General features: G+C 70.1%; 20 protein-coding genes. 12 read left to right on the forward strand and 8 right to left on the reverse strand.

What is annotated here, in order from left to right:
* Positions 1–39: 39 nt before the first annotated feature.
* From SALPAC3_RS0105880 to SALPAC3_RS0105900, 5 genes are read right to left on the reverse strand one after another with little or no spacing between them, the layout of a single operon-like run.
* Positions 40–1,263 (reverse strand): acyl-CoA reductase, encoded by a 1,224-nt coding sequence (locus SALPAC3_RS0105880; RefSeq protein ID WP_018220338.1) that lies wholly within the window; start codon positions 1,261–1,263, stop codon positions 40–42.
* Positions 1,260–2,309: a LuxE/PaaK family acyltransferase gene (locus SALPAC3_RS0105885; protein WP_018220339.1), complete on the reverse strand. Its 1,050-nt coding sequence runs from the start codon at positions 2,307–2,309 to the stop codon at positions 1,260–1,262. Before SALPAC3_RS0105885 ends, SALPAC3_RS0105880 begins: the two co-directional genes overlap by 4 nt.
* Complete coding sequence (locus SALPAC3_RS0105890) at positions 2,303–3,700, reverse strand: AMP-binding protein (protein ID WP_018220340.1); 1,398 nt, start codon at positions 3,698–3,700, stop codon at positions 2,303–2,305. The genes SALPAC3_RS0105885 and SALPAC3_RS0105890 overlap by 7 nt, the downstream gene beginning before the upstream one ends.
* Positions 3,697–4,449, reverse strand: coding sequence for an SDR family NAD(P)-dependent oxidoreductase (locus tag SALPAC3_RS0105895; RefSeq protein ID WP_018220341.1), 753 nt, complete (start codon positions 4,447–4,449; stop codon positions 3,697–3,699). Before SALPAC3_RS0105895 ends, SALPAC3_RS0105890 begins: the two co-directional genes overlap by 4 nt.
* On the reverse strand, positions 4,430–4,672 hold the full coding sequence (locus tag SALPAC3_RS0105900) for an acyl carrier protein (RefSeq protein WP_018220342.1): 243 nt from the start codon (positions 4,670–4,672) through the stop codon (positions 4,430–4,432). The genes SALPAC3_RS0105895 and SALPAC3_RS0105900 overlap by 20 nt, the downstream gene beginning before the upstream one ends.
* A 247-nt stretch (positions 4,673–4,919) precedes the next feature.
* On the opposite strand from SALPAC3_RS0105900, the gene pseB reads away from it, so the two are divergent.
* The 6 genes from pseB to SALPAC3_RS0105930 are packed head-to-tail and all read left to right on the forward strand — an operon-like array spanning position 4,920 to position 11,506.
* A complete protein-coding gene (gene pseB, locus SALPAC3_RS0105905; protein WP_018220343.1) occupies positions 4,920–5,897 on the forward strand; it encodes a UDP-N-acetylglucosamine 4,6-dehydratase (inverting) in 978 nt (325 codons plus the stop codon).
* 5 nt (positions 5,898–5,902) lie between these two features.
* Positions 5,903–7,051: a DegT/DnrJ/EryC1/StrS family aminotransferase gene (locus SALPAC3_RS0105910; RefSeq protein WP_198290362.1), complete on the forward strand. Its 1,149-nt coding sequence runs from the start codon at positions 5,903–5,905 to the stop codon at positions 7,049–7,051.
* A gap of 10 nt (positions 7,052–7,061) precedes the next feature.
* The gene (locus tag SALPAC3_RS0105915; protein ID WP_018220345.1) at positions 7,062–7,919 is read left to right on the forward strand and encodes a hypothetical protein; all 858 of its coding nucleotides are present in this window, start codon (positions 7,062–7,064) and stop codon (positions 7,917–7,919) included.
* Between the two features lie 22 nt (positions 7,920–7,941).
* Positions 7,942–9,717: a class I SAM-dependent methyltransferase gene (locus SALPAC3_RS0105920; protein WP_033774816.1), complete on the forward strand. Its 1,776-nt coding sequence runs from the start codon at positions 7,942–7,944 to the stop codon at positions 9,715–9,717.
* A complete protein-coding gene (locus SALPAC3_RS0105925; protein ID WP_018220347.1) occupies positions 9,714–10,445 on the forward strand; it encodes a cytidylyltransferase domain-containing protein in 732 nt (243 codons plus the stop codon). Before SALPAC3_RS0105920 ends, SALPAC3_RS0105925 begins: the two co-directional genes overlap by 4 nt.
* A complete protein-coding gene (locus tag SALPAC3_RS0105930; RefSeq protein WP_018220348.1) occupies positions 10,442–11,506 on the forward strand; it encodes a PseG/SpsG family protein in 1,065 nt (354 codons plus the stop codon). The genes SALPAC3_RS0105925 and SALPAC3_RS0105930 overlap by 4 nt, the downstream gene beginning before the upstream one ends.
* A 1-nt stretch (position 11,507) precedes the next feature.
* On the opposite strand, the gene SALPAC3_RS0105935 is transcribed toward SALPAC3_RS0105930, so the two are convergent.
* Together SALPAC3_RS0105935 and SALPAC3_RS0105940 are read right to left on the reverse strand one after the other, a co-directional pair.
* A complete protein-coding gene (locus tag SALPAC3_RS0105935; protein WP_018220349.1) occupies positions 11,508–13,991 on the reverse strand; it encodes a DNA gyrase/topoisomerase IV subunit A in 2,484 nt (827 codons plus the stop codon).
* Between the two features lie 71 nt (positions 13,992–14,062).
* Complete coding sequence (locus SALPAC3_RS0105940) at positions 14,063–16,162, reverse strand: DNA gyrase/topoisomerase IV subunit B (RefSeq protein ID WP_018220350.1); 2,100 nt, start codon at positions 16,160–16,162, stop codon at positions 14,063–14,065.
* 412 nt (positions 16,163–16,574) lie between these two features.
* Between SALPAC3_RS0105940 and SALPAC3_RS0105945 the strand changes: the two genes are divergently transcribed.
* The 4 genes from SALPAC3_RS0105945 (at position 16,575) to SALPAC3_RS0105965 (ending at position 20,455) form a co-directional block, all read left to right on the forward strand.
* Positions 16,575–17,849: an SGNH/GDSL hydrolase family protein gene (locus SALPAC3_RS0105945; protein WP_018220351.1), complete on the forward strand. Its 1,275-nt coding sequence runs from the start codon at positions 16,575–16,577 to the stop codon at positions 17,847–17,849.
* A 154-nt stretch (positions 17,850–18,003) separates the two neighbouring features.
* Positions 18,004–18,858 carry an alpha/beta hydrolase family protein gene (locus SALPAC3_RS0105950; RefSeq protein ID WP_018220352.1) on the forward strand — a complete coding sequence of 285 codons (855 nt, stop codon included), beginning with the start codon at positions 18,004–18,006 and terminating at the stop codon, positions 18,856–18,858.
* A 506-nt stretch (positions 18,859–19,364) separates the two neighbouring features.
* A complete protein-coding gene (locus SALPAC3_RS0105960) occupies positions 19,365–19,745 on the forward strand; it encodes an ArsR/SmtB family transcription factor (protein WP_018220354.1) in 381 nt (126 codons plus the stop codon).
* Positions 19,742–20,455 carry a cation efflux transmembrane domain-containing protein gene (locus SALPAC3_RS0105965; protein WP_018220355.1) on the forward strand — a complete coding sequence of 238 codons (714 nt, stop codon included), beginning with the start codon at positions 19,742–19,744 and terminating at the stop codon, positions 20,453–20,455. The genes SALPAC3_RS0105960 and SALPAC3_RS0105965 overlap by 4 nt, the downstream gene beginning before the upstream one ends.
* Before the next feature lie 59 nt (positions 20,456–20,514).
* Here the strand turns inward: SALPAC3_RS0105965 and SALPAC3_RS0105970 are convergent, their stop codons facing one another.
* Positions 20,515–21,420, reverse strand: coding sequence for a LysR family transcriptional regulator (locus tag SALPAC3_RS0105970; RefSeq protein ID WP_018220356.1), 906 nt, complete (start codon positions 21,418–21,420; stop codon positions 20,515–20,517).
* Positions 21,421–21,492: 72 nt separating this feature from the next.
* Between SALPAC3_RS0105970 and SALPAC3_RS0105975 the strand changes: the two genes are divergently transcribed.
* Complete coding sequence (locus SALPAC3_RS0105975; RefSeq protein ID WP_018220357.1) at positions 21,493–22,746, forward strand: MFS transporter; 1,254 nt, start codon at positions 21,493–21,495, stop codon at positions 22,744–22,746.
* A 366-nt stretch (positions 22,747–23,112) separates the two neighbouring features.
* Complete coding sequence (locus SALPAC3_RS29375; protein ID WP_408640411.1) at positions 23,113–23,439, forward strand: hypothetical protein; 327 nt, start codon at positions 23,113–23,115, stop codon at positions 23,437–23,439.
* Positions 23,440–23,997 lie beyond the last annotated feature (558 nt).

Consider the following 23,997-nt stretch of genomic DNA (forward strand, 5'->3'; position numbering starts at 1 on the left):
AGGGGCCCGAGGTGATGATCACCCGGGCCCCAGCTGTCCTCAGCAGTTGACTGTGACCAGCCGAACGAACTCCCGCAGCAAATCGTGGCCGTCCCACACCGGAGCGAAGGTCAACGCCGCGCCGAACGGCACGATCCGGTCTATTCCTCGTCCCCCCAGGCTCCGGGCCAGCGCCGTCAGCTCGTCCCGAGCAAAACCGAAGTGGGTGAGGGTCTGGTCGCGGCGACGCACGAACGGCACCAACTCCGTCAGGTCCGACACTGTGACGAAGGGGAAGGTGCCGGCGCCCAGCCAGTGCCGCGGGGTGGCGGAGACCTCGGCCAGTTCCAGGGTTGCCAGGGCATTGCGGTGGAAGACCATCCGCCGCACGCCCCCGTCGGCAGCCAGCCCGTACGCACCGACCCGCTGCTCCACCGCCATCGCCGCGTCCACGTCCCAGCCGCGCTCCCGGACCACGCCGTCCAGCAGGGCGACGAACTCGGCGCGGACCTCCTCAGCCTGCTCCGCCGCGCCGACCAGGAAGACGGTACGTGGCGAGGCGCAGGCCGCCTGATCAAACCAGTACGCGTCGTTGGCGAACGCGTTGGCCGCGTCCCGCCGCCGTCGCGCCGACGCCGCCGCCCAGCCGGACACCGACAGCATGGCGAAGGAGGACCGATCAGGGAAGGTGAGGTCCCGGGCTGCCGGCGCGAGTGGATGCCGTCGAAGGTTCTCCACCGCCCGGTCCCCGCCCCAGAGGACGCGCAGGTCGCTGGTGGCGCTCAACTCGGCGGTCACCGCGTCATCGTGGCCGTAGGTGACCATGTGCTGGGTACGCGCCACCACCGGGTCAGCCTCGGCGAGGCTGGCGTTGAGCACCTCGAGTACCGTCTCGGCGGCCGCCGCGGACCGCGGCGACACCCGGACCACGTTGGTGTTACCCGCCAGCGCGGAGAGCGCCCACGAGTAGACGAAGATGGTGTCTACATTGGCTGGTGGGACGTGGAACACCCGCCCGCGGGGGAACACGAGCGTGTCCGGCCCGAGCGTGGAGTGCAGCCGCTCGATCGCGCCCAGCAATTCCCGACGGCGGAGGAAGAAGCCGAGGGACCCCAGCTCGGGGTGCCGCCGGGCCAGCGCCGGAGTGAGTAGCCGGTTGGCGACCGTGGCCAGGAAGTCCACCATCCGCGGATCTCCGACGGCCAACGGCTCCGCCTCGTCCGGTGCCAGCAGGTCCGACACGGAGATGGTCTCGCCGACGGGGAAACGCATCCGTAGCGTCATGGCGTACCTCCCGGATAGGTGTCGCTGCAGCCACGCGCCTCAGCGCGGGGTAACCGGCCGAGCACGCCGAAGCGCTTACCGGGCCAGTGCCCGTCGTCGATTCCATGCACCACGCCAAGGTCCTCGGTGAGCAGCACCTGCCCGGGGTACGAGGTGGGCAGGGTACTCAGCACCTCGATGATCCCTGGCGTGCCCACCGGCGCCTCCTGCCAGGTCACCGGGTCCCGGATGATCACATCGGCGAAGTCCGGGCAGTAGAGCGAGCCGCCCTCCGGCCCCTCCAGGAAGACGGTGCCGATCTGCTCGACCATCCCGTAGAAGTTGTGGATCCGGGTCAGACCGGTGTCCACGCCGAAGCGGCGACGGAACTCGGCGTTGTCGACCGCCCGGTCGGCGAGCTTCTTCCAGCCGCCGGAGTGCACCAGGATGCCCTGGGAAAGGTCCAGTCCGTGCTCGCGGGCCACCTCGTAGAGGTAGGTCCAGACCATGAAGGTGAACCCGAAGATCAGGAAGGGCGTACGACCGTGCCGGTCCAGGAAGGCCCGCAGCGCCTCGACGTCCGGTCGATCGTCGGCGTCAAGCAGCCAGTGGTGGTCCCGACCGAAGTTCACCATGCCGAGGGCACCCGCGCCCCGCGCAGAGTAGGAGCGGCGGTCGCCGACCACGCCCCGACCCTCCACCACCAGCATTGGCAGCCGGCGCGGGCCGAGCACCGTCGCGAGGGTCCGGGCGAGCATCCGGGACTGGGTGGCCGCCGCCGCGCGATCGAGGTGGATCCGGCTCACCTCGCCGGTCGTTCCGCTGGAGGTGAGCACCCGGATCACCTGATCTTCCGGAACACTCACCAGCTTTCTGGTCTTGAACAGCCGGACCGGCAGCCAGGGCAGTTCGGCCACAGTCGCCGCCTCGCCGCGCAGATCGAGTGCCTCCAGGATCCGGGCGTACGGCGGGCAGGACCGCCGATGGTGCGACACCAGGGCGTTCAGCTCGTCACGTAGTCGCTTCTCCTTGTCGGGCTGGGGCAGCGTGAACACGTCGGTCAGCACTGGTCCTCCAGGGCTCGGTAGTCAGGCTTTCCGGTGGCGGTCAGCGGCAGCGCGGCAACGCTGCGGACCAGGATGCCGGAGGAGTGGGTGCCAAGCCCCACGGCGGCCTCGGTCCGAATCCGGGCCAGTCGGTCGTCGTCGGCGCCCTCAGCGACCAACACCAAGCGGTCTGGGCCGGCCACGGCGGCGACCGGGCCATGCTGCGCGAGGGACCGCTCGACGTCGTCGAGGTTTACCCGCACCCCAAAGATCTTGGCGATCCGCTTGATCCTGCCGGTGAGGTACAGGAATCCCTCGTCGTCCAGCCGGCCGAGGTCGCCGGTACGCAGCACCCCGCCCAGATCATCGCCCCGGGCCAGGTCCGCGGCGGTCTCGGCGTACCCCATCATGACGTTGGCGCCCCGGTAGACGATCTCGCCAGTGCGCCCCGGATCGGTCGTCTCGGTTCCGTCGCCAGGGTTGACAGTGATCGCACCACCGTGCACCGGAACACCCACCGAGCCGAGCTTCGCGGGCAGTCGGTCCGCGGGCAGCACGGTCATTCGCGCGGTGGCCTCGGTCTGCCCGTACATGACGAAGAACCGGCCACCAACCGCGGCCATCCGGCGATGGAAGTCCTCGACCAGGTCGGGATTCAGCCGTCCACCGGCCTGGGTGAGCGTCCGTAGCCGGGGGTGGCGGACGGGGTCGAAGCGAAGCCGGCGCAGCATCTCGTACTGGTATGGCACCGCGGCCAGCGAGGTGACGTGATACCGGTCCAGGCTGGACCAGAAGTCCCGCGTGGTGAGGGCGTTCTCCTCGACCACCACGGTGGCGCCAGCGTAGAGGTGGCTGGTGAGCACCGACAGCCCAAAGGTGTAGTGCAGCGGCAGGCTGGTCGACGCGACCTCGGCACCATCGATCCCCAGCGCCGCGCTGATGGCCGCGGCGTTGGCCAGCACCGCCGCCTGAGAGAGCCGGACCAGCTTGGGGCTGCCGGTCGAGCCGGAGGTGGTCAGCAACAGCGCCAGCTCCGGGTGCGGGGCCGGCCCGACCTCCCCGGTGCGGCGCTGGTAGCCGCCCAGCCGCTGGTCCGGCCCGGGGCGATACCCGGGCAGCAGCTCGGCATCGCTGAACAGCACCGCCGGGCGGAACCGACCGGCCAACTCGGCCAGCCGCTCCTCGTCGATTCGCGGATCGACCAGGGCGATCGGGCGACCCGCGTGCAGCGCCGCGAGGAACCGCAGCACCGCGGGGACCGTGGTGGGCATGGCGGCCAGCACTGTTCCGGGCGGCTCCCGGTCCAACCCGGCGGCCAGCTCGGCAACCCGGTCCTGCAGGTCGACGCCGGCGAGCATGGCACCGTTTGCCGCATCCACCAGGCGAGCGTCGGGGTGCAGCAGGCCGGTCACGGGGTGAGACCGCCGTCCACTCCGACCACCTGACCGGTCACGAAGCTCGCCGCTGGATCCAGCAGGAAGGCCACGACCTCGGCGACCTCCTCCGGCTCCCCCAGCCGCCCCAGCGGGGTGGCCGCGACCCGGGCCGCGCGGCCTTCGGCGTCCAGGTCAGCGAGGAGGTCGGTACGGATGAAGCCGGGCGCCACCGCGTTGACCCGGATCCCCGCCGGGCCGAGCTCCTTCGCGGCGGACCGGGTCAGCCCTTCGATCGCGGCCTTGCTGGCGGCGTAGACGGCTTGGCCCGCGGCACCGGCCGTACCAACCACTGAGGCGGTCAGCACCGCCGCGGGGCGCTGCCCCCGCCGCAGCAGCCGGACGCCCTGCTGGAGGGTGTGCGCGGCACCGGCCGCGTTGACCGAGAAGAGCCGTTCGATTGTCGGATCGGCGACAGAACCAAGTAGACCCGCCGCGTGCACGCCGGCGTTGACCACGAGCGCGTCCAGCCGCCGCCAGCGCTGGAACACGAGCCGGATCAGCGCGCGGACCTGCTCCGGGTCCGCGACGTCACCGTGCACCGCCAGATGCGGGCCGCCCGGCAGCGCCGCGGCGACCTGCTCGGCGTCGCCGATGGTTCGGCCGTGAACGGCGACAGCGTGGCCCGCCGCGGCCAGGCGGGTCGCGATGGCCCGACCGATCCCCCGGGTCGATCCAGTGATCAGCGCATACCGCGGGTCCGGCAGTTCAGATGGCGAGGACGACACCGTGCTTCTCCAGAATCTGCTGCGCGCGGTTGAAGGAGCTGAGGTCGATCACCTCGTCAGTGTCGAGCATCACCCCGAACTCGTCCTCGATCGCGGCGACCAGGGACATGTGCGCGAGCGAGTCCCACTGCGCGTTACCCCGATATTCCAGGTCGTCTACCGGAAATTCATTCGGAATTTCCAGGGAATTCCGAAAGACGCTTCTAAGCCGTTCGAGTTCCACCGCGACACTCCTAACCGCCCGACGCACCCGGCCGGGTCGACGGCCGAGTGTAGCTGAGAGAGTTGCGTCAAACGTGAGCGCCAAACTGGACTGCTGCGACCGCCCGAAAAGCTGCTAGCATTCGCACGGCCAACGGCGAAGTGCAGCATCGGGAAGCGACGGCGCCCGACCGGTCACGCCCCAGCGCTAACCACATACCCCCACGCGCGGCAGCCGCATGAGCAGGAACGGAGTACCAAAGTTGAGCGTGTTAGACGGTTCGTCCATTCTGATCACCGGAGGAACCGGCTCCTTCGGCAAGGCATTTCTCCGAAATATTCTCACCCACGCGTCACCGGCTCGGGTGGTGGTGCTCTCCCGAGACGAGCTCAAGCAGTACGAATTACGTCGGGAACTCGGCAACGACCCGCGGCTACGCTGGTTCCTCGGCGATATCCGGGACCGACACCGACTCACCCGGGCAATGCATGGAATCGACTTCGTGGTGCACGCCGCCGCCCTCAAACAGGTCGATACCGCCGAGTACAACCCCTCGGAGTTCATCGCTACCAACGTCACCGGCTCCCAGCACGTCGTTGATGCCGCCATCGAGGCCGGCGTGCAGAAGGTCATCGCACTCTCCACGGACAAGGCATCCAGCCCGATCAACCTGTACGGGGCGACAAAGCTCGTCGCCGACAAGCTCTTCATCTCGGCCAACCACTACGCCGCCGGCCACCCGACCCGCTTCGCCGTGGTCCGCTACGGCAATGTGATGGGCAGCCGTGGCTCGGTGGTGCCGCTGTTCCGGCGACTCGCCGCCGAGGGCAGGAGCCTGCCCGTCACCGACAAGCGGATGACCCGGTTCTGGATCACGCTGGAGCAGGCGGTCCAGTTCGTCCTGGACTCGTTTGAGCAGATGCAGGGCGGCGAGCTGTTCGTGCCCCGCATCCCCAGCATGCGCATCCTCGACCTGGTGGAGGCGGTCGCCCCGGAGGCCACCACGCACGAGATCGGCATTCGCCCCGGCGAGAAGCTGCACGAGGAGATGATCGCGCCGGACGACAGCCGCCGCACGCTGCGCGCCGCCGACCGGTACATCGTGCAGCCGACCATCGCCACCTGGGGCTACCAGCCTCCGAGTGACTGTGAGCCGGCGCCAGACGGATTCGCCTACCAGTCGGACAGCAACGACCTCTGGCTCACCCCGGACCAGATGCGCGACATGCTCGGAATCACCGCGTGACGACGATGCTCCCGTACGGCCGGCAGTCCATCATCGAGGACGACGTGACCGCGGTCGCCGCCGTCCTCCGTGGGGACTGGCTCACCACCGGCCCCCAGGTGTCGGCGTTCGAGGACGACCTGGCCCGCTGGACCGGCGGAGTCGGCTGCGCGGTGGTCGCCAACGGCACCGCCGCGCTGCACACCGCCTACGCGGCGGCCGAGGTCGGTCCCGGAGACGAGGTGGTCGTGCCGCCGATGACCTTCGTGGCCACCGCGAGCACCGCGGTGGCCCTCGGCGCCAAGGTGGTCTTCGCCGATGTCGAGGAGGAGACCTTCACCCTGGACCCGGCGGCGGCGGCCGCCGCGGTCACGTCCCGGACCCGGGTGGTGGCGGCAGTGGACTACGCCGGTCATCCGGCCGACTACGACGCCCTCCGTCCCGCCCTGTCCGGCAGCGACGCGCTCCTACTCGCCGACGCCGCACACTCCATCGGTGCCGCCTACCGCGGGCAACCGGTCGGCTCGCTGGCTGACCTGACCACCTTCTCGTTCTTCCCCACGAAGAACCTCACCACGGCGGAGGGCGGCGCGGTCGCGGCCACCGACCCAGCCGTGCTGGAACGTGCCCGCCGGTTCCGCAACCACGGCCTGGTCCGGGACCGGGCCGAGCAGCGCTGGCCGGACGAGGGCGGCTGGCACCAGGAGGTGTCCGAGTTCGGTCTCAACTATCGACTACCCGATGTCCTCTGTGCGCTGGGCCGCAGCCAGCTGCGCCGACTCGATGAGTTCCGCACCGCCCGGGAACGGCTCGTCCGACGGTACGACGAGGCGCTCGCCGACCTGCCCGGTGTGCTGCCTCCGCCCCGCCGCTACTGGGCCCGCCCAGCCTGGCACCTGTACCCGATCCGGGTGCTTGACGGACGGCGGCGCGAAGTCTACGAGCGGATGCGGGCCGCCGGCATCGGCGTGCAGGTCAACTACCTTCCGGCGCACCTGCACCCGGTCTTCGCCGATCTCGGCTACCGGCGCGGATCCTGTCCGGTCGCCGAGGCGTTCTACGACCAGCAGCTCTCCCTTCCGTTGTACCCGACACTCAGCGACACCGACCAGGAGCGGGTCGTTGACGCCCTCACCACCGCGCTGCGGGCGCCGGCGCCGACCACTGCTTGTTGAGACGGAACCGATGCATCACGCCAACCACTTCTACGGCCACGCCCACGTGCTCGCCCGATACTGCGGGTTCGGCGATCGGCACCCGCCCCGGATCAACGGCTATGTCCAGCACGGCTGGAACATCGGCGACGGGCTGGCACCCGGCCATCCGTACGTCGAACGAACACCGAGCCTGCTCTGGTCCGCCCAGACCCGTCGCCGGGCCTGGGCGGTGGGACGGCGAAACGTCGTCGTTGTCGGGGCGCCCTTCATCTACCTGCTCGCGCTGCGTCCGCAGGATCCCCCACTGGCGAAGGCCATGCCGACGGCACGGGAGGGCACCATCTGGTACCCGTTCCATGGCTGGGAGGGGCAGCACGTCAAGGGCGACCACAAGGAACTGATCGCCCGGATCCGGGACACCGAGCCCGGCCCGGTGACGGTGTGCCTCTACTGGCACGAGTACGGCATGCGCCGGGTACGTAGGCTCTACGAGAAGGCCGGCTTCCGGGTCATCTGCCACGGTTACCGCGGCCACTGGTGGCGGGACACCGACCCACTCTTCCTCGACAAGCAGCTCACCGAACTGCGTCGACACCAGCGGGTCGCCTCCAACCGGCTGACCAGCGCCATCTTCTACGGCATCGCCGCCGGGTGCGAACCGGCGGTCTACGGTGACCCGATGGTGCTTGCCGGCGAGGATCCGACCTTCGGCGGCACGGCCCGGATCCGCAGACAGTGGCCGGAACTTCACGGCGAGTCGGTCCGGCTCTCCACCGCCGTCGAAATCGCCCGCGCCGAGTTGGGCACCGACCATCGCTGCGCCCCGGCCGAGCTACGCGAGCTGCTCGGCTGGGCGCATCTTCAGGAGAACGACCTTGACGACTGACACTGACCAAGCCCAGCAGATCATGCTGCCCGGCGGCGAGATGCTGGCGTGGTCCGACCTACCTGCCGAGGAGCCGACCGACGGCGGACCCCTCGGCGTCCTCGGCGCCCGGGTGGTGCCAGCCGGCGCCCGGGTACTACTGGCCGGGCCGCACGCGCCCGGCTTCCTCGACCGACTGGCCCACGCCGAGGTGACCTGTCTGCTCCGCAGCCACCTGGACGGGGTGGCGCTAGCCGAACATGCGGCCGAACTCCCGGTACGAGTGATCGTCGGCGGACCGGCCGGGTTGCCCGCCGACGAGACGTACGACGTGGTTATCGCCATGTCCGGACTGGACTCGGTGGAATCCATCGAGGGAGCCCGTCTCGGTTGGGATGGCGTGCTGGCCGTGCTGGCCGACCGGCTGCGTCCGGGCGGGACCCTGCTGCTCCGCATGGACAACCCCGTCGGTCTGCACCGGATCGTGGACGTGTCCCCTTGGTATGCCGCCCGGGACGACAACCGGTGGACCGTGGAGGGGGTGCTGGACGCCGGCCACCCCGCCAACCTCGACCAGCTACGCCGCCGTCTCGTCGATGCCGGCCTCACCCCAGGCGCCTTCTTCGCGGCGTATCCACACCCGAAGGCGATAACCGCCCTGGTGGATACCCAGGAGCTCGACCAGGGGACCTCCGCCGGCCTGCTCGACGCAATGCTCCACAATGCCTGCGCGGACGGGTACGCCGACCGGTCGGTGCTTCAGGACCCGGCCCGGCTGGCGGTTGACGCGCTGCACGCGGGGCTGGCCTCGGGGCTCGCCCCGGCATGGGTGGGGTACGCCCGGCGCAGCCCGCTTCCGGCGGTGGAGCCGGCCGACCTGCCGGTGGCGCTGGTCCAGACCGGCCCACTCGACATGGGGGGAATCGAGGTGGTGACCGCCGGGCAGGATTGGCACTGGCGGCTCACCCAGCCGCCGCTGCGAACCACGCCGGAGACCGGCCCGGCGTACCGGGACCCCAGGGCGTTGACCGGGCCGATCCCGGCTGGTCGCCTCCTGCGCACCCTGCTGTTGGACGCCTGCCTGCGGCAGGACCTGGACCAGCTGCGTGCGTTGCTCTCCGGATACGCCCACTGGCTCGACTCGTGCACCGTCGCCGGCCAGATCTCCGGCGCACCGGCGCTGGCCGGGGTTGACAACGTGGTGGTGGACGGGGAACGGTTTGCCGTACTCGACCCGAGCTGGCAGGCAGCCGTCCCGCTTCCGGTGAACGTCGCACTGGCCCGCGGTCTCCGACGGTTCGCCGCCATCCTGCTGACCGGCGGCTACGCCCACCCTTGGTCTTCCACTCTCGACCTGGCTGGGCTCACCGTTGTTCTTGGCGGGATGGCTGGTCGTAACCTCGACCGAGCCACCGTGCGGGTGGCGGTGGAGACCGAGGCGGCGCTCATCGCCGCCCGAACAGACCTGAACCCAGCGGGCCAGGAGGAGCTCCGTGACCAGTTAGAGGCGCTGGAGCCGGACTCGCCGCCACCCGGCCAACGAAGCTACCAACAGCTACACGAGGCGTGGCTACGCCAGCGCGAGGAACTCAATCGAATCCAGGCGGTGCTGCGCTGGACCGAAGACCTGATCACCAGCCGGGAGCGGGCACTACGCCGAGCTGACGCCATGATCAAAGTGCTGAGCGGATCGGTCAGCTTCCGGCTCGGTCGGCTGGTCATCACCCCGGCCCGCTGGGCCAGACGGGCCGTCAGGGCGCTGAAGCGGCGCCTACGCAAGGCGCCTAACCAGCGGGCGGTACGGGGTGGGCAGCAGTGAGCGGCATCGTCGGCGTCGTCCAGGCTCGGATGGGTTCGTCCCGGCTTCCCGGCAAGGTGCTGCGTCCACTCGCCGGACGCAGCGTCCTCGGCCGGGTGGTCCGGGCCGCCCGGGAGAGCGAGAAGCTGTCTGGCCTCGTGGTGGCCACCAGCACCGAGCCCGATGACGACGCGGTCGTGGACGAGTGCGCCAAGCTCGACGTCGCCTGCCACCGCGGCCCGGTGGACGACGTCCTCAGCCGCTTCATCGGCGCGTTGGACACGCACCCGGGCCACGCGGTGGCCCGCTTCACCGCCGACTGTCCCCTCCTCGACCCGGAGATCATCCGACTCGTCGCCGACGTCTACCAGGCGGTCCCCGGCCTCGACTACGTCAGCACCTCAATCGCCCGAACCCTGCCCCGCGGCATGGATGTCGAGATCATCCAGGCGGACGCGCTGCGGACCCTGCACCGGATCGCCACCGACCACCATCGGGTCCACGTCACCTCGTACGCGTACACCCATCCGGAGATGTTCCGGGTGCTCGGGGTGACTCTCACCCCGGACCGCTCCGACCTGAGGCTCACCCTCGACACCGAACAGGACCTAGCCCTGGTAGGCGCGATAGCCGACCACTTCGGTGACGTCACCGTGCCGCTGGCCACGCTCGCTGACTGGTTGGCCGACCACCCAGCGCTGCGGGCCCTCAACGCCGACGTCCGGCAGAAGCAACTGGAGGAGGCGTGAAGACCCTCCGGGTCGGGTTACGCTGCGACGCCGGCGCGCGTCGCGGCGTCGGCCACCTCATCCGCTGCCTCGCCCTGGGCGAGGAGTTTCTCGCCCGAGACGCCCACGTCACACTGCTCGGCAGCGTGGCCGACGTGGACTGGGCCGCCCGCCAACTCGCCAACCAGGGCATCCCGCACCACCCCGGACCGGACACCCCGCGCGAGTTGGTGGCGGTGGCCCGCGAGCACCAGTTGGACGTGCTGGTCCTGGACTCGTACGAGCTGGACCCGGCCTGCGCCGGGGCGCTGGGGGCGGCGGGCATTCGTACCCTCGCCGTGGTGGACGGGGACACCCGCGGTCAGGACGCCGACCTGTACCTGGACCAGAACCTCGGCGCAAGCCGTCACGCAGCGGCCCACCGGCTACTCGCCGGCACCAACTACGCCCTGCTCCGCCGGGAGATACTCGACCGACGACCAGCCGCGCCCCGCCCGCCGACGCCGACCGCTCGACCCCGGGTACTCGCCTTCTTCGGCGGCACCGACGCGTTCGGCGCCGCCCCGCCGCTGACCCGGCTGCTACTCGCCACCGGACAACCGTTGGACCTGACCGTGGTGGTCGCCCGCGACCCGATCGGGGCGGAGTTGGCGACGCTACGCCCGGCCCCCCAGCAAACGGTGCGGACGGTGCCGCCGACCGACACGTTGCCGAACCTGATCGCCGCGGCGGACCTGGTGGTCTCCGCCGCCGGCACCTCCACCTGGGAGCTCTGCTGCCTCGGTGCCCCCGCGGCGCTGGTCTGCGTGGTCGACAACCAACACGACTCGTACCACCGGGTGGTCCGGGCGGGTGTCGCGGCCGGGCTCGGCGAGCTGACCGAGCTGACCGCCAGCGGACCGGCCGGAAACTCCGCCCGCACCAGCGCCGTCCGGACCCTGCGCAAGCTGCTCGCCTCCGCCGAGCACCGGGCCGAACTCGCCGCACGGGCCTGGGCCATGGTGGATGGACGAGGCCGGGCCCGCGTGGCTGATGCCGTCCAGGCGCTGGTCGCAGCGACCGCGCCGGCCGGCCAACGGTAGGTCAGTCGCGGTCGATCTGATGGCCGATCACCGCGGGGCCGAGGAGCACGGCGAAACCGCTGCCGTCGCGGCGTGGGTCGGCCGCCGGTAGCTCCACCGGCTCGCCGTTCGCTGTGGCACCGGCCGGACGCGGACCGACCCAGGCGACGACCACCTCGGTCTCCCCCTTGAGGAAGCGCTGGGAACGTACACCGCTGGTCGCCCGCCCCTTCGCCGGGTAGGCCGCGAACGGTGTCACCTTCACCGTGGCGCCGGTCGAGGTGACCACCATCGGCTCGCCATGGGCGGGGTCGTCGGTGCGGACCGCGCCGAAGTAGACCACCCGCGCGGCGTCCGGAAGGCTGACTCCGGCGACGCCACCGCCCCGCAAACCCTGCGGACGGACCAACCCCGCCGGGTAGCGCAGCAGCGACGCCTCCGAGGTGACGAAGGCGAGGCTCTCTGCTCCGTCGGTCAGCCAGGTCGCCCCGACCACCTCGTCCCCGTCCCGGAGGGTGATCACTTCGAACTCGTCGGCGCGCACCGGCCAGTCCGGCGTGGCGACCTTCACCATTCCGTGTCGGGTGCCGAGCGCCAGCCCCGGCGAACCCGCCGCGGACGCACCTAGCGGCGCGATCCCCACCACCGTCTCCCCCGGCGCCAGCGGCACCAACTCGGCCGCGGACATCCCACCGCGCAGGGAGACCGTCCCGGACTGCTCAGGTAGCACCGGCAGCGGCAGCACGTCCACCTTGAACGCCCGGCCGCCACTGGTGACCAGCAGTACCCTGCCCCGGGCCGTGGAGTGGGCGACGGCGCGGACCGCGTCGTGCCGGACCCGGCCATGCCGGCGATGTCCCTCGACCGCCTCCTCCGACTCGGCGGCGGTCCGGGCGACCAGCCCAGTTGACGAGAGGATCACCTGGCAGGGGTCGTCGGCGACCTCCAGCGGGCCGGCCGGCGCGGACGCGGCGAGCACCTCCTTCAGATCCCCGTCCACCAGGGTGGTGCGGCGCGGCGCGGCGAACTGTTTCACCACCGCGCCCAGTTCACTGGAGACGACCTTCCGCAGGATCTTCGGATCGTCCAGGAGCCGGGACAACTCGGCGATCTCGCCGCGTAGCTTCTCCTGCTCGGCCTCCAGCTCCAACCGGTCGTACCGGGTAAGCCGGCGCAGCGGTGTGTCAAGGATGTAAGTCGCCTGGATCTCGGAGAGCCCGAAGCGCCGCATGAGCCCTTCCTTCGCGGCCTGCGCGTCCTCGCTGCCCCGGATCAGCTTGACCACCTGGTCGATGTCGAGCAGCGCGACCAGCAGCCCGTCCACCAGGTGCAGTCGTTCCTCCCGCCGACGCTTCCGGTACGCGCTGCGCCGGGTCACCACCTCGTACCGGTGGGACAGGAAGACCTCCAGTAGGGCCTTCAGCCCCAGGGTCTGCGGCTGACCGTCCACCAGTACCAGATTGTTGACGCCGAACGACTGTTCCAGCGGGGTCAGCCGGTAGAGGTCGGCGAGGAGTACCTGTGGATTCACCCCGACCTTGCACTCGATGACCAGCCGGGTGCCGTTCTCCCGGTCGGTGAGGTCCTTGACGTCGGCGATCCCGGTGAGCCGCTTGGTCTTCGTGACCTCGTTGGTGACGGCGGCGATGACCTTCTCGGCGCCGATGCCGTAGGGCAGCTCGACGACGGTGATCGCCTGCCGGCCGCGGCTGCCCTCGATCGGGCCGATCTCCACCTTGGCACGCATCCGCACCACGCCACGGCCGGTCTCGTAGGCCCGCCGTACCTCGTCCAGGCCGAGCAGCAGCCCGCCGGTCGGCAGGTCCGGCCCCGGCACGAACTCCATCAGCTTGTCCAGCGTCGCGTCCGGGTGGTTGATCAGCCAGCGGGCGGCGGAGACCACCTCACCCAGGTTGTGCGGGATCATGTTGGTCGCCATCCCGACCGCGATCCCCGAGGCACCGTTGACCAGCAGGTTCGGGAAGGCAGCCGGCAGCACGGTGGGCTGGGTCAACGAACCGTCGTAGTTCGGCCCCAGGTCGACGGTCTCCTCGCCCAGCTCACCGACGAGCAGCATCGCCTCCCGCGACATCCGGGCCTCGGTGTAGCGGGCCGCGGCCGGGCCGTCGTCGGGGCTACCGAAGTTGCCGTGCCCGTCGATCAGGGGCACGTTCAGGGAGAAGTCCTGCGCCAACCGGACCAGCGCGTCATAGATCGCCACGTCGCTGTGCGGGTGGTACTTGCCCATCACGTCGCCGACCACCCGAGCCGACTTGACGTGCCCCCGGTCCGGGCGGTGGCCGGACTCGTACATCGACCAGAGGATGCGCCGGTGCACCGGCTTGAGCCCGTCTCGGGCGTCCGGCAGGGCGCGGGAGTGGATGACCGAGAACGCGTACTCCAGGTAGGAGTCGGAGACCTCGGTGACCAGCGGATTGTCGAAAACCCGGGCGCCCGCCTGATCGAACGCGGACAGGTCGACCTTCGGGCCCTTGCGGCGTGCCATGACTCAGCTTTCCCCTCGGACTGTTTCCGTGCTCGTGCCGGTGCCCACGTGATCCGCGGCCGGTCCGGGTCTCATGCGTCGATCGCCTCGCGGTCGACCCGGTCGGCGGAGGCGATCAGCCAGTTCCGACGGGGCTCCACCTTCTCCCCCATCAGCAGTTCCAGGACCCGCTCGGCTTCCTCGGCGTCCTCCAGCGTGATCCGGCGGACCGCCCGTCCGGCCGGGTTCATCGTGGTCTCCCACAACTCGTCGGCGTCCATCTCGCCCAGACCCTTGAACCGCGGGATCGGGGTGACGATCTGCTTACCCGCCTGCTCCAGTCGCCGGACGGTCGCCTCCATCTCCTCCTGGGTGTAGGTGTAGATGGTCTGCGGCCGGCGCCCCCTTGTAGTGATCTTGTGCAGGGGCGGCATCGCCGCGTACAGCCGGCCGGCCTCGATCAGCGGTCGCATGTACCGGGCGAAGAGCGTGATCAGCAGCGTCCTGATGTGCGCGCCGTCCACGTCGGCGTCGGCCATGATCAGAACCCGGCCGTACCGCACGGCGGAGAGGTCGAAGGTGCGCCCCGACCCGGCCCCCAGCACCTGCACGATCGCGGCGCACTCGGCGTTGTCCAGCACCTGCTGGAGGTTCGCCTTCTGCACGTTGAGGATCTTGCCGCGGATCGGTAACAACGCCTGGTACTCAGACGAGCGGGCCAGCCGCGCCGTGCCGAGGGCGCTGTCCCCCTCGACGATGAACATCTCGCTGCGCTCCACCCCGGTGGACCGGCAGTCGACCAGCTTCGCCGGCATCGACGCGCCCTCCAGGGCGGTCTTGCGCCGCGCCGCCTCCTTCTGCTGCTTCTGGGTGAGTCGAACCCGGGCGGCGTCGGCGATCTTCTGAAGGACCGTCCGCGCCTCGGTCTTGGTCCTGCGCTCCTCCAGCCAGGCCTTGAGGTGCTGCTCGACGAGGCGCTGGAGAACCTTGGTGATACCGGCGGTGGAGAGCTCATCCTTGGTCTGGGAGGTGAACTGTGGCTCCGGGATGCGCACGTGCACGACCGCGGTCAGCCCCTCGAGGATGTCGTCCAGCGTGGGCGGATCCTCCTTGGCCTTGAGCAGGCCACGGGTGTTTCGGATGGCCTCGGCGAGGGTTCGCGTCAGGGCCCGCTCGAAGCCCTTGCGGTGGGTGCCGCCGTGCGCGTTGCGGATGGTGTTGGTGAAGCACTCCACGGTCCGCTCGTAACCGGTGCCCCAGCGGAAGGCCACCTCCACCTCGGCGCGACGCGGCACATTGGCCTGCATCACGCCGTTGGCGTCGGCGGCGTTCTCCCGGTACGACCCTTCGCCGCGGACCAGCAGGGTGCCGGAGACCGGGCGGTCGCCGGCCGGGGCGAGGAAGTCCACCATGTCGGTCAGACCGTTGGGGTAGTGGAACCGCTCCTCGACCGGCTCCGCTCCGGTGTGGTCCCGCAGCAGGTAGCTGACCCCGGGGACCAGGAAGGCGGTGTTGCGCAGCTTCATCCGTACGGCGTCGGCGTCCAGCGTGGCGCCGACCTCGAAGTAGCGTGGGTCGTACCAGTAGCGGATCGAGGTGCCGGTGCGCTGCTGACGTTTCGCCGCACCGATCACCTGCAGGCCCGGGCCGGCGGTGAAGGGCGCCTGCGGCCCGTCGCCGTCGAACGCGCCTGGCGCCCCGTGCCGGAACGACATCGTGTGGATCTTGCCGCCACGACGGACCGTCACGTCGAACCGCCGGGAGAGGGCGTTGACCGCCGAGGCGCCGACGCCATGTAGGCCACCGGAGGTCTTGTAGCCGGAGCCGCCGAACTTGCCACCGGCGTGCAGCCGGGTGAGGACCAGCTCGACCCCCGATATTCCGGACTTCGCGTGCACGTCGGTGGGGATACCGCGACCGTCGTCGTCGACCTGCACCGATCCGTCGGCGTGCAGTGTCACCTCGATGGAGGTCGCGTGACCGGCGACCCCCTCATCGGTGGAGTTGTCGAGGATCTCGTTGACGAGGTGACCCACGCCACGGCTGTCCGTCGAGCCGATGTACATTCCCGGACGCTTACGGACAGCGTCCAGTCCCTCGAGATGCGTGAGGTCGTCGGCCTCATACAGGGTCTCAGGCTCTGCGGTCAACTGGTCGTACTCCCAGGTCTCGGCGGGTATGGTGCCACGCACAGCGGGTGTTGGCCGGTGCGGCACGCCGCAGCGAGCCTAGCCGTAGGCCCCGACGGGCCCCGCTGGGCCCGTTCGCCCGACCACAACCGGAGTAACGGGCCGGGGCTGCCCGGCGATTCCGGCCGTGACCCAGGCGACAGGCGTCCCCGAGTGCTGCGACGCCGGAACCACACATCCGTGGGCCCGAGCCGGGCCGGTATCCCACCCGGGCGGCCGGGCGCGTCCGGTGGCCTCCCGTCGGGAGCGGCCCGACCCAGCAGGGCACCCCACCTCGCCACGGGGACGCCGAGGATTTTTCACCACAAAACCTTCCGCCGTGAGATTAGTTACTAGTGAGTATTGACACTTGCGATCGCCGGGTGTTCTGATCCTTCCACGATGATCTTATATACCTCGATGGGGGGATGATCACATGTCCAGATTGGGTCGTACCGTCTTGGCGGCGGGCATCGCCGTCGCCACGACCACATTCTCTGCGACGGTCATATCGCCGGCTCTGGCCGAGACACCGCCCACCGCTCCGGCCGGAGCGCCACCCACCGCCGCGGTAGCGCTCGGCGACAGCTTCATCAGCGGAGAGGGCGCCGGGGCGTACGCTCCCGTGGTCGATATCGACGGGGAGACCAGCACCTTCCCCGGATGGTCCGCATCGAACAGCGCGGCCTACTTCTGCCACCGCTCGACGAACGCCTCACTCCACCAAGCTAGCCTGCCCGGCATCGAGGACCGCTTCAACCTCGCCTGTTCCGGCGGACAGCCGGCCGACATCGCCAACGCCTCCGCCGACCGGGCGAACGGACGCCAGGTCGCCGCCCAGCTCGACCAGCTCCGCGCGGTGGCCCAAACCCACGACATCGACCTGGTCCTCATCGGCGTCGGTTCGAACAACAGCTCGTTCACCTTTGGGGAGGTGGCCGAGAAGTGCGCGAACCGGTTCATCGCCGATGCCTGGACCGGCTGGTGGGAATTCTGGGCACATCCCTGGGCGGTGGAACAGGATCCCTGCTCGGACGCCGACCTGGCGACCGACGCCGAGCTCGCCGCGGCGACCGCGGAGACCAGTGCCGCGGTGCGGCAGGTCCTCAGCACGCTCGCCGAGGTGGACGCCGACGGCGAACACCGGGTCGTCCTCCAGGACTACACGAACCCGTTGCCGGAGGAACTGGCCCAGGCCTACTGGACCGAGGACAACCGCGACGACACGCGGGACAAGTTCCGCGACCTCGGCCGCGAACGGTACGCGGCCGGGTGCCCGATCCACCGCGCCAGCCTCGCCCCCGGCCACCGTTTCTCGCAGGGGTTGGGCACCATGGTGAGCCAGGTCCACACCGATGCCACCAGTGAGTTCCCCAACGCCGACGTGGTCCTGCTCAACGTGCAGCAGGCCTTCGACGGGGCCCGGCTCTGCGAGACGACGGATGGTCCGCAGCACGCCCTCGCCACCGCCATCCGCCTGATGGATGGACCCAGCGGCACCTACGTCACCAGCCTCGCCGGGGCGGACAAGCTCGACATCAGCCGGATCGCCAACACCTGCGTGGATCACTTCCAGACGTGTCAGGAGTCGTGGCACCCGAACGCCGCGGGCCACCTGGTGCTCGGGCAGTGCCTGACCGGCGCCGCGTCCACGACTTCCCGTGAGGTCTCCTGTGTCCGCTCTCCAAACGGCACGATCACGGTGAGCTGACCCCCCACCACATCCCGACGCCTCGCGGATCCGCGCACCGAACGGATCCGCGAGGCGTCCGTGTTACCGGTGCGCCGACGACCCGAACCAGATCGACGTGACGACAGTCACCGATTGGTTACCTGCCAGTAGATCAACCCCGTAGATTGGGCTGGTGAATGCGGATTACCAGCAAGAATTCGTCGAGGTTGACGGAGCCCGCCTCGGTCTGCAGATCTATCCGGAGCCGGCGGAGACCGCCGACGCCCCGCTGGTACTGATCTCCCCCGCCATGGGCGTACCCGCCCGGTACTACCGACCGTTCGCCACCGCGCTCCGCGCCGCCGGGCTCGCCGTCGCCGTCGCCGACCTTCGCGGCACCGGAGCGAGCACACCCCGCCCAAGCCGCCGCTGCCGCTACGGGTACGCGGAGCTGGCCGCCGATGTCGGCGCGACGCTGGCGGCGTTGCAGGAACATCGAAACGGCCGGCGCACCCTTCTACTCGGACACTCGCTGGGTGGTCAGACGGCGCTGCTACACCTGGCGCTGACCCCCGGGCACGATGTGGATGGTCTGGCCCTGGTCGCTGTCGGGCTCCCCTGGTGGCGCAGCTATCCGCCCGGACCGCGGGGTTACGGCGTCCTCCCGTTCTCCCAGACGATCGCGGTCGCCACCCGACTGCTCGGGGTCTGGCCCGGCTGGGGCTTCGGCGGTCGGCTGGCGCGCGGGGTGGTCCGGGACTGGGCCTACACCGCCCGCACCGGGCGCTTCCCCCGACTGGACGGAGTGGATGCCGAGGCGGCGCTCCGCGACCTCCGCACGCCGGTGCTGGCGGTCAGCGTGGACAACGACCAGTACACCCCGCACGAGACCCTCGACCACCTCTGCGCCAAACTCACCAGCGCTCCCATCACCCGTGAGCGCCACCGGGCCGAGCCGGGCGGCGGCCGGCTCGACCACTTCAGCTGGACGCGCACCGCAGCGACTCCGCTGGCCACCCGGATCGCCCAGTTCGCGACCCAGGGGTAGCCCGAGAAGAGGTCTGGCCCGGCAGCGAGGGGACAGACTCACCCCGGCTCGGGTGCGGCGAGTCCCCCGAGCCGGGCGGACCGAGGGCCATCGACCCCCTTCCCTCCGGCCTGCTCACCCGGTAGAAACGGGGTCAACCCCACCCGTCCAGGCCGTGCCCCCGCAACATCGAGAGAGCGCTCTCTTCGCACCGCGTGACGAGAGGACGAACGCATGCCCCTTCCCCACCCACGACGACGCGTACGCCGAGCCCTCGGGCTCAGCCTCGTGCTGATGGTCGCCGTCACCCCGGGGTGCGGCTCCATCGCGTGATGACCGTAAACCTGAACGCCGGCACGATCGACCACGTGGTCAACGGGGTCGGCGCGGCGGCCGACACCACCCGCGTCGGTGAGCCGGTCCATCTCGCCGAATACCCGGTCGGCTGATCCCTCGCCACTGACCGCCGGTCGCGGGTCTCGCTGCGCCGACCAGGCACCGCGACCCGCGCCGGCCACGACAGAGTGATGCACCAGCGGTGCTATCATCGCTGCGTGGCGATTGATTCCTCTTCCAGGCTCGCACCGGCCGTCGCGCTGTTCCGGTCCCTCGCCGACCCGGCCCGGCTGGCCATCCTGCACCGACTCACCCACGGTGAGGCCCGGGTGGTGGACCTGACCCGCGAGCTGCAACTGGCGCAGTCGACCGTCTCAAAACACCTCTCCTGCCTACGGGACTGCCATCTGATCGACTTCCGGGTCGAGGGTCGCCAGTCGTTCTACGCGCTGGCCCGGCCAGAGCTGCCCGCCCTGCTGCGCTCGGCGGAACAGCTCCTCGCCGCCACCGGCGAAGCAGTCGCCCTCTGCCCGACATACGGCTCGTCCACGGATCGTGGAGAGCAGGCGTGACCACCTCCACCCTGACCCCCCAGCGGCGTGCGCTCCTGTCCCGCCGCAGCCTCTGGCTGGCCTACGCCACCGCCGGCTACAACCTGCTGGAGGGCCTGGTCGCGATCGCCGCCGGCGCGGCGGCCTCCTCCACCGCGCTGATCGGCTTCGGCCTCGACTCGTTCGTCGAGGTGTCCAGCGCGGCCGTGGTGATCTGGCAGTTCCGCTCCCGGGTGCCGGAGGAGCGGGAACGGCTGGCACTACGACTGATCGGTGTCTCGTTCTTCGCCCTGGCCGCCTGGATCACCGTCGACGCCGGGCGCGCGCTCCTCGGCGACGGAGACGCCAGCCCCAGCCCGGTCGGCATCGGCCTCGCCGTCGCCTCGCTGATCATCATGCCCCTGCTGGTCCGCGCCAAGCGGCGTACCGGCCGGGAACTCGGCTCGGCCACCGTCATGGCCGACTCCACCCAGACCGCGCTCTGCACGTACCTCTCCGCGGTGCTCCTCGTGGGCCTGCTTCTCAACGCCGGGCTCGGCTGGTCCTGGGCAGACCCCATCGCCGCGCTCGCCATCGCGGCCGTCGCGGTGCGGGAGGGAATCGCGGCGTGGCGGGGTGATCAGTGCGACGACTGCGCGCCGCCCACCCACGCCGCCACCGCCACCACCGCTGACCCGGCGCCGAGCTGCACCGACGGGTGCCAATCCGACGCGGCCGCACCCCGTTCGTAGCCGCTCTCCGGCGGTGCGCGTGCTCGGCAGGCCAGGAACGAACGGCCGCCGGGCCGCAGCTACCGGCGAGCCCCGCCCAGCCCGGGCCTGCCCGGCGCATCCTGCGGGGCGCTCAGGATTCGTGCGGTCAGGGCAGGCAGCACCTGTGCCAGGTGAGATGGTTGCGGGGGTCTGGTCACCAGCGAGAGCCTGACCTTCCCGGGTACCGGGGAGGTCAGCAGGCGGTCGGTGGGGTCGTCCCACCAGCGGGCCGCAAGGTCGGGAACCACGGCCGGGACCTTGCGGTGTCGGGCGATACGCAGGGTGGCCTCGATCGTGGGGCCCGGCTGCGGGAGCGCTCCGAGCGCGGACAATCCTGCGTGCAGGTGCTCGCCAGTCAGATCTATCGAGGAGTACAGCACCTCCCTTCCCGCCAACGCCTTCTTGCCGGCAGCCAGGGGTGCGGTGGCGGCGGGCAGGACCAGGACCAGCGGGGAGGCCCCGAGCCCGGTGATCTGGAGGCCGTGAGGCAGGACGGCCTGGTCTGTGATCGTGACGATCGCCCCGTCCAGCAGGCCCTGGTGGACCCGGCCGATCAGGGTGGGGCCGTGCTCGACTTCGGCCTGGAGCGTCACGCCGGCGAGTTCGATCTGAGCGGCGGTGAACACGATCGGGGCCAGCGCCTGGATTGTGCCCAGGCTCAACGACGGGGCCTGCGTTGCGGCGGCGATCTGGGCTGGGAGGGCGTCGAGGTCGGCCAGCAGGCGTGCGGCCTGCCGGGCCAGCTCCCGCCCGGCTGGGGTCGGGCGGGCCCCGGTCGTGTCCCGCTCGAACAATCTGATCCCCAGGCGGCGTTCCAGCGCGGCCAGTCGGCGCGAGGCCGAGGGCTGGGTGGTCAGCAGTTCCTTGGCCGCGGCTCCGACCGACCCGTGCCGGGACACGGCCTCGACCAACGCCAGGTCCTCCGCCTTCAGGCTGGGTCTCATGCCCCCAGCGTATGAGCCAGCTACCCGAAGAGAGCTCTACCCGGTCGGCGGAGGGCGGCCGAGGATCGGTGCGTGCGGAGAGGACTGCTGCTACTGACCGTGATTACGTTCGTGACCTGGGTCGGGGCGAGGATGACGGCCGTCGCCCTACCCCTGGTCGCACTGGAGGAGACCGGGCAGGCCTGGGCCACCGGGCTGGTCGGCGGGATGGCCGGGCTGCCCCTGCTGACGGTGGGCTGGTGGGGCAAGGGGCTACGGGACCGCCTCACCGGTGGGCGCACCCTGGCGGTAGTGGCAGGCGTGAACGCCGCCGGGCTCGCCATCGTCCCCGTAGCCTCCCTGGTGGGTCAGGTCGGGGCGGTCGTGCTGTGCGCCTCGGGCCTGGGGACCGGAATCGCGGGCGCGCTGCTCGGCCCGGCCGAACGCTCCCTGGTCTCCGACCTCGCCGACGAACACGTCGCCCGTGGGGGCAGGACCGGGCCAGCGAAGTGGTTGGCCTGGCAGGACCTCGCCCACCGGGTCTCAATGATCTTCGCCCCACCCGCCGGAGCCTGGGCCGTGACCACGTTGGGCGCGAGCTCCCTGCTGTGGTGCCAGACCGCCGTGGTCGCCCTGGCCGCGATCGCCTTCCTGGCCGTCCCCGCCCGCAGCGCGATACCGCACGAAGGCCAGCGCGGCGGTCCGGGAGCGGCCACGCCGGGACGGCCGGTCTCTGCTCTGGCAGTGCTACGTTCCCACCCGCAGATCGCGGCCGGCGCGCTCATGGCTGGGGTCGGCGGGATGTGCTGGTTCGGGTTCAGCCTGGGCCTGGCCGTACTCGGGGTCGAGCACGACCGGCCCGGCGCACTCGTCGCCGCGGGCATGAGCGGGTACGGCACCGCATCCGTGGCCGCCTCCCTGCTGGTGCCGGTGGTCATCGACCGCCTGCCGCGTATGACCGCGATGTTGCTCTCCTGGGTCGTGCTCGGGGCCGTGTTCGTCGCCCTGCCGCTGGTGGCACCGAGCCTGACCGGTATCGCCGCCGTGGCCGCAGTGGGCGGCGCCGCGATGCCGTGGGGGATCGCCGCCCTGAACGCTCTGATCAGCGAGCAGACCGACGGCCCCGAACGCCGGGCGGCGTTCACCGCAGAGACAGTCCTGCACTCCGGAGGCATCTCCCTGGGGCTGCTGGCTGGTGGAGCCCTGATCGGCTGGGCGGGATCCGAGGCCGTACTCCTGGCCACCGGGCTCCTCCAGATCGCCGCCGCAGTCAGCGCGGCCGGATGGGCCTGGAGACCCCTCACCAGCAAGCCGCCGAAAGCGGATGCCCGCACGGCCGTCTGCTGACCCTCAGGTGGCAAGTTGTAACGACCTCACCGATGAGCAGCGGGCCAGGTCCACTCTGGTGCCTGTGTCGACGGCGGGCGGACAGTGGCGGGAACACCGACAGGTCACGACGGAGATGCGTGGTAGCTGCGCGCCCGGATCCACATGGTCGCAGACGCCCGCGACCCGCCAGCGGTGATCCTCCTGGCCCCTGGCCGGGCCAAGGCCACTGCCCTCGACCGGGGGGCTCCAAAGCCCGGACCGGCTATCTCCACCGCTGAGCACACCTGAACTGGCTGCGCGGCGCCAGGACCTGGGTCACCACGAGCAACTAAAGCCCTGCATGGGCTGCATGCCTCGGCCGATACCTGGGTCCAGATCACCGCGATCGCCGAAGCTCTCGGCCAGGGACGACCACACAACCTCACCGTTGACGGCCGCCACACGTACTATGTGCTAGCCGGCAACACCCCTGTACTCGTACACAACACCAACGGTTGCTCTGTTTCCGGGTCAGCTGACAGCAGAAATTGGCAGATCAGCTCCGTTTGGAATCGGCGAATTCCATGTTCACGCCGGGAGGCGGCCTTACGAGCCAAGCTATTGGTGAGTCCCGACTCATCATCCGTGGTAGCGACTTGGGCAACCAACCGTTCCGGGCTCACCTCACCCGCGATGGTAGCGATATTGCGGACTGGGGCAGATATACGATGAGGACTCATCAGAGTTTCCAGGGGAGTCCCATTCCATTACTAATACAATTCAAGAACTGGCAATGTGGCATATGACTACGACTATAAAGTTGTGATGAACGGAGGTAGCGGTGCGGGTTAAGTATGCGGACCGACGGCTGGAGGGCGTGTCCCACCAGGGGATCGACGCCCTGTCGGTAGGACGCGAATATGCGGTGCTTGAGATCTCATCGCTTGCCGATCGACCCTCCTACTTTCGAATTGAGGTCGTCAACGGTGAGCCTCCAACTTTGTTCGATGTACGCCTATTTGAAGTCACGTCGCCAGCGATTCCCCCAAACTGGATGTGTTCGCTCGATGAGTCCGGGCTGCTGAAAATCGGACCTAAGGCTTGGAGGGAGATCGATTTTTGGGAGGCATATCTAGAACGACGGGAGTGGGCCGTGGCCGCATACGAGAGAGAGCGTGAGGCGATTCTGTCAGCACGGACGGAATGATGCTGTGCGAATCGGTCACTTAGTCGCGTCTGGCGCAGTATTCTGCTGCGCGCGGCTTGGGCGGGACTGGTCACCGTCCGTGA

This window comes from Salinispora pacifica DSM 45544 (assembly GCF_000378845.1).
Taxonomy (GTDB): domain Bacteria; phylum Actinomycetota; class Actinomycetes; order Mycobacteriales; family Micromonosporaceae; genus Micromonospora; species Micromonospora pacifica.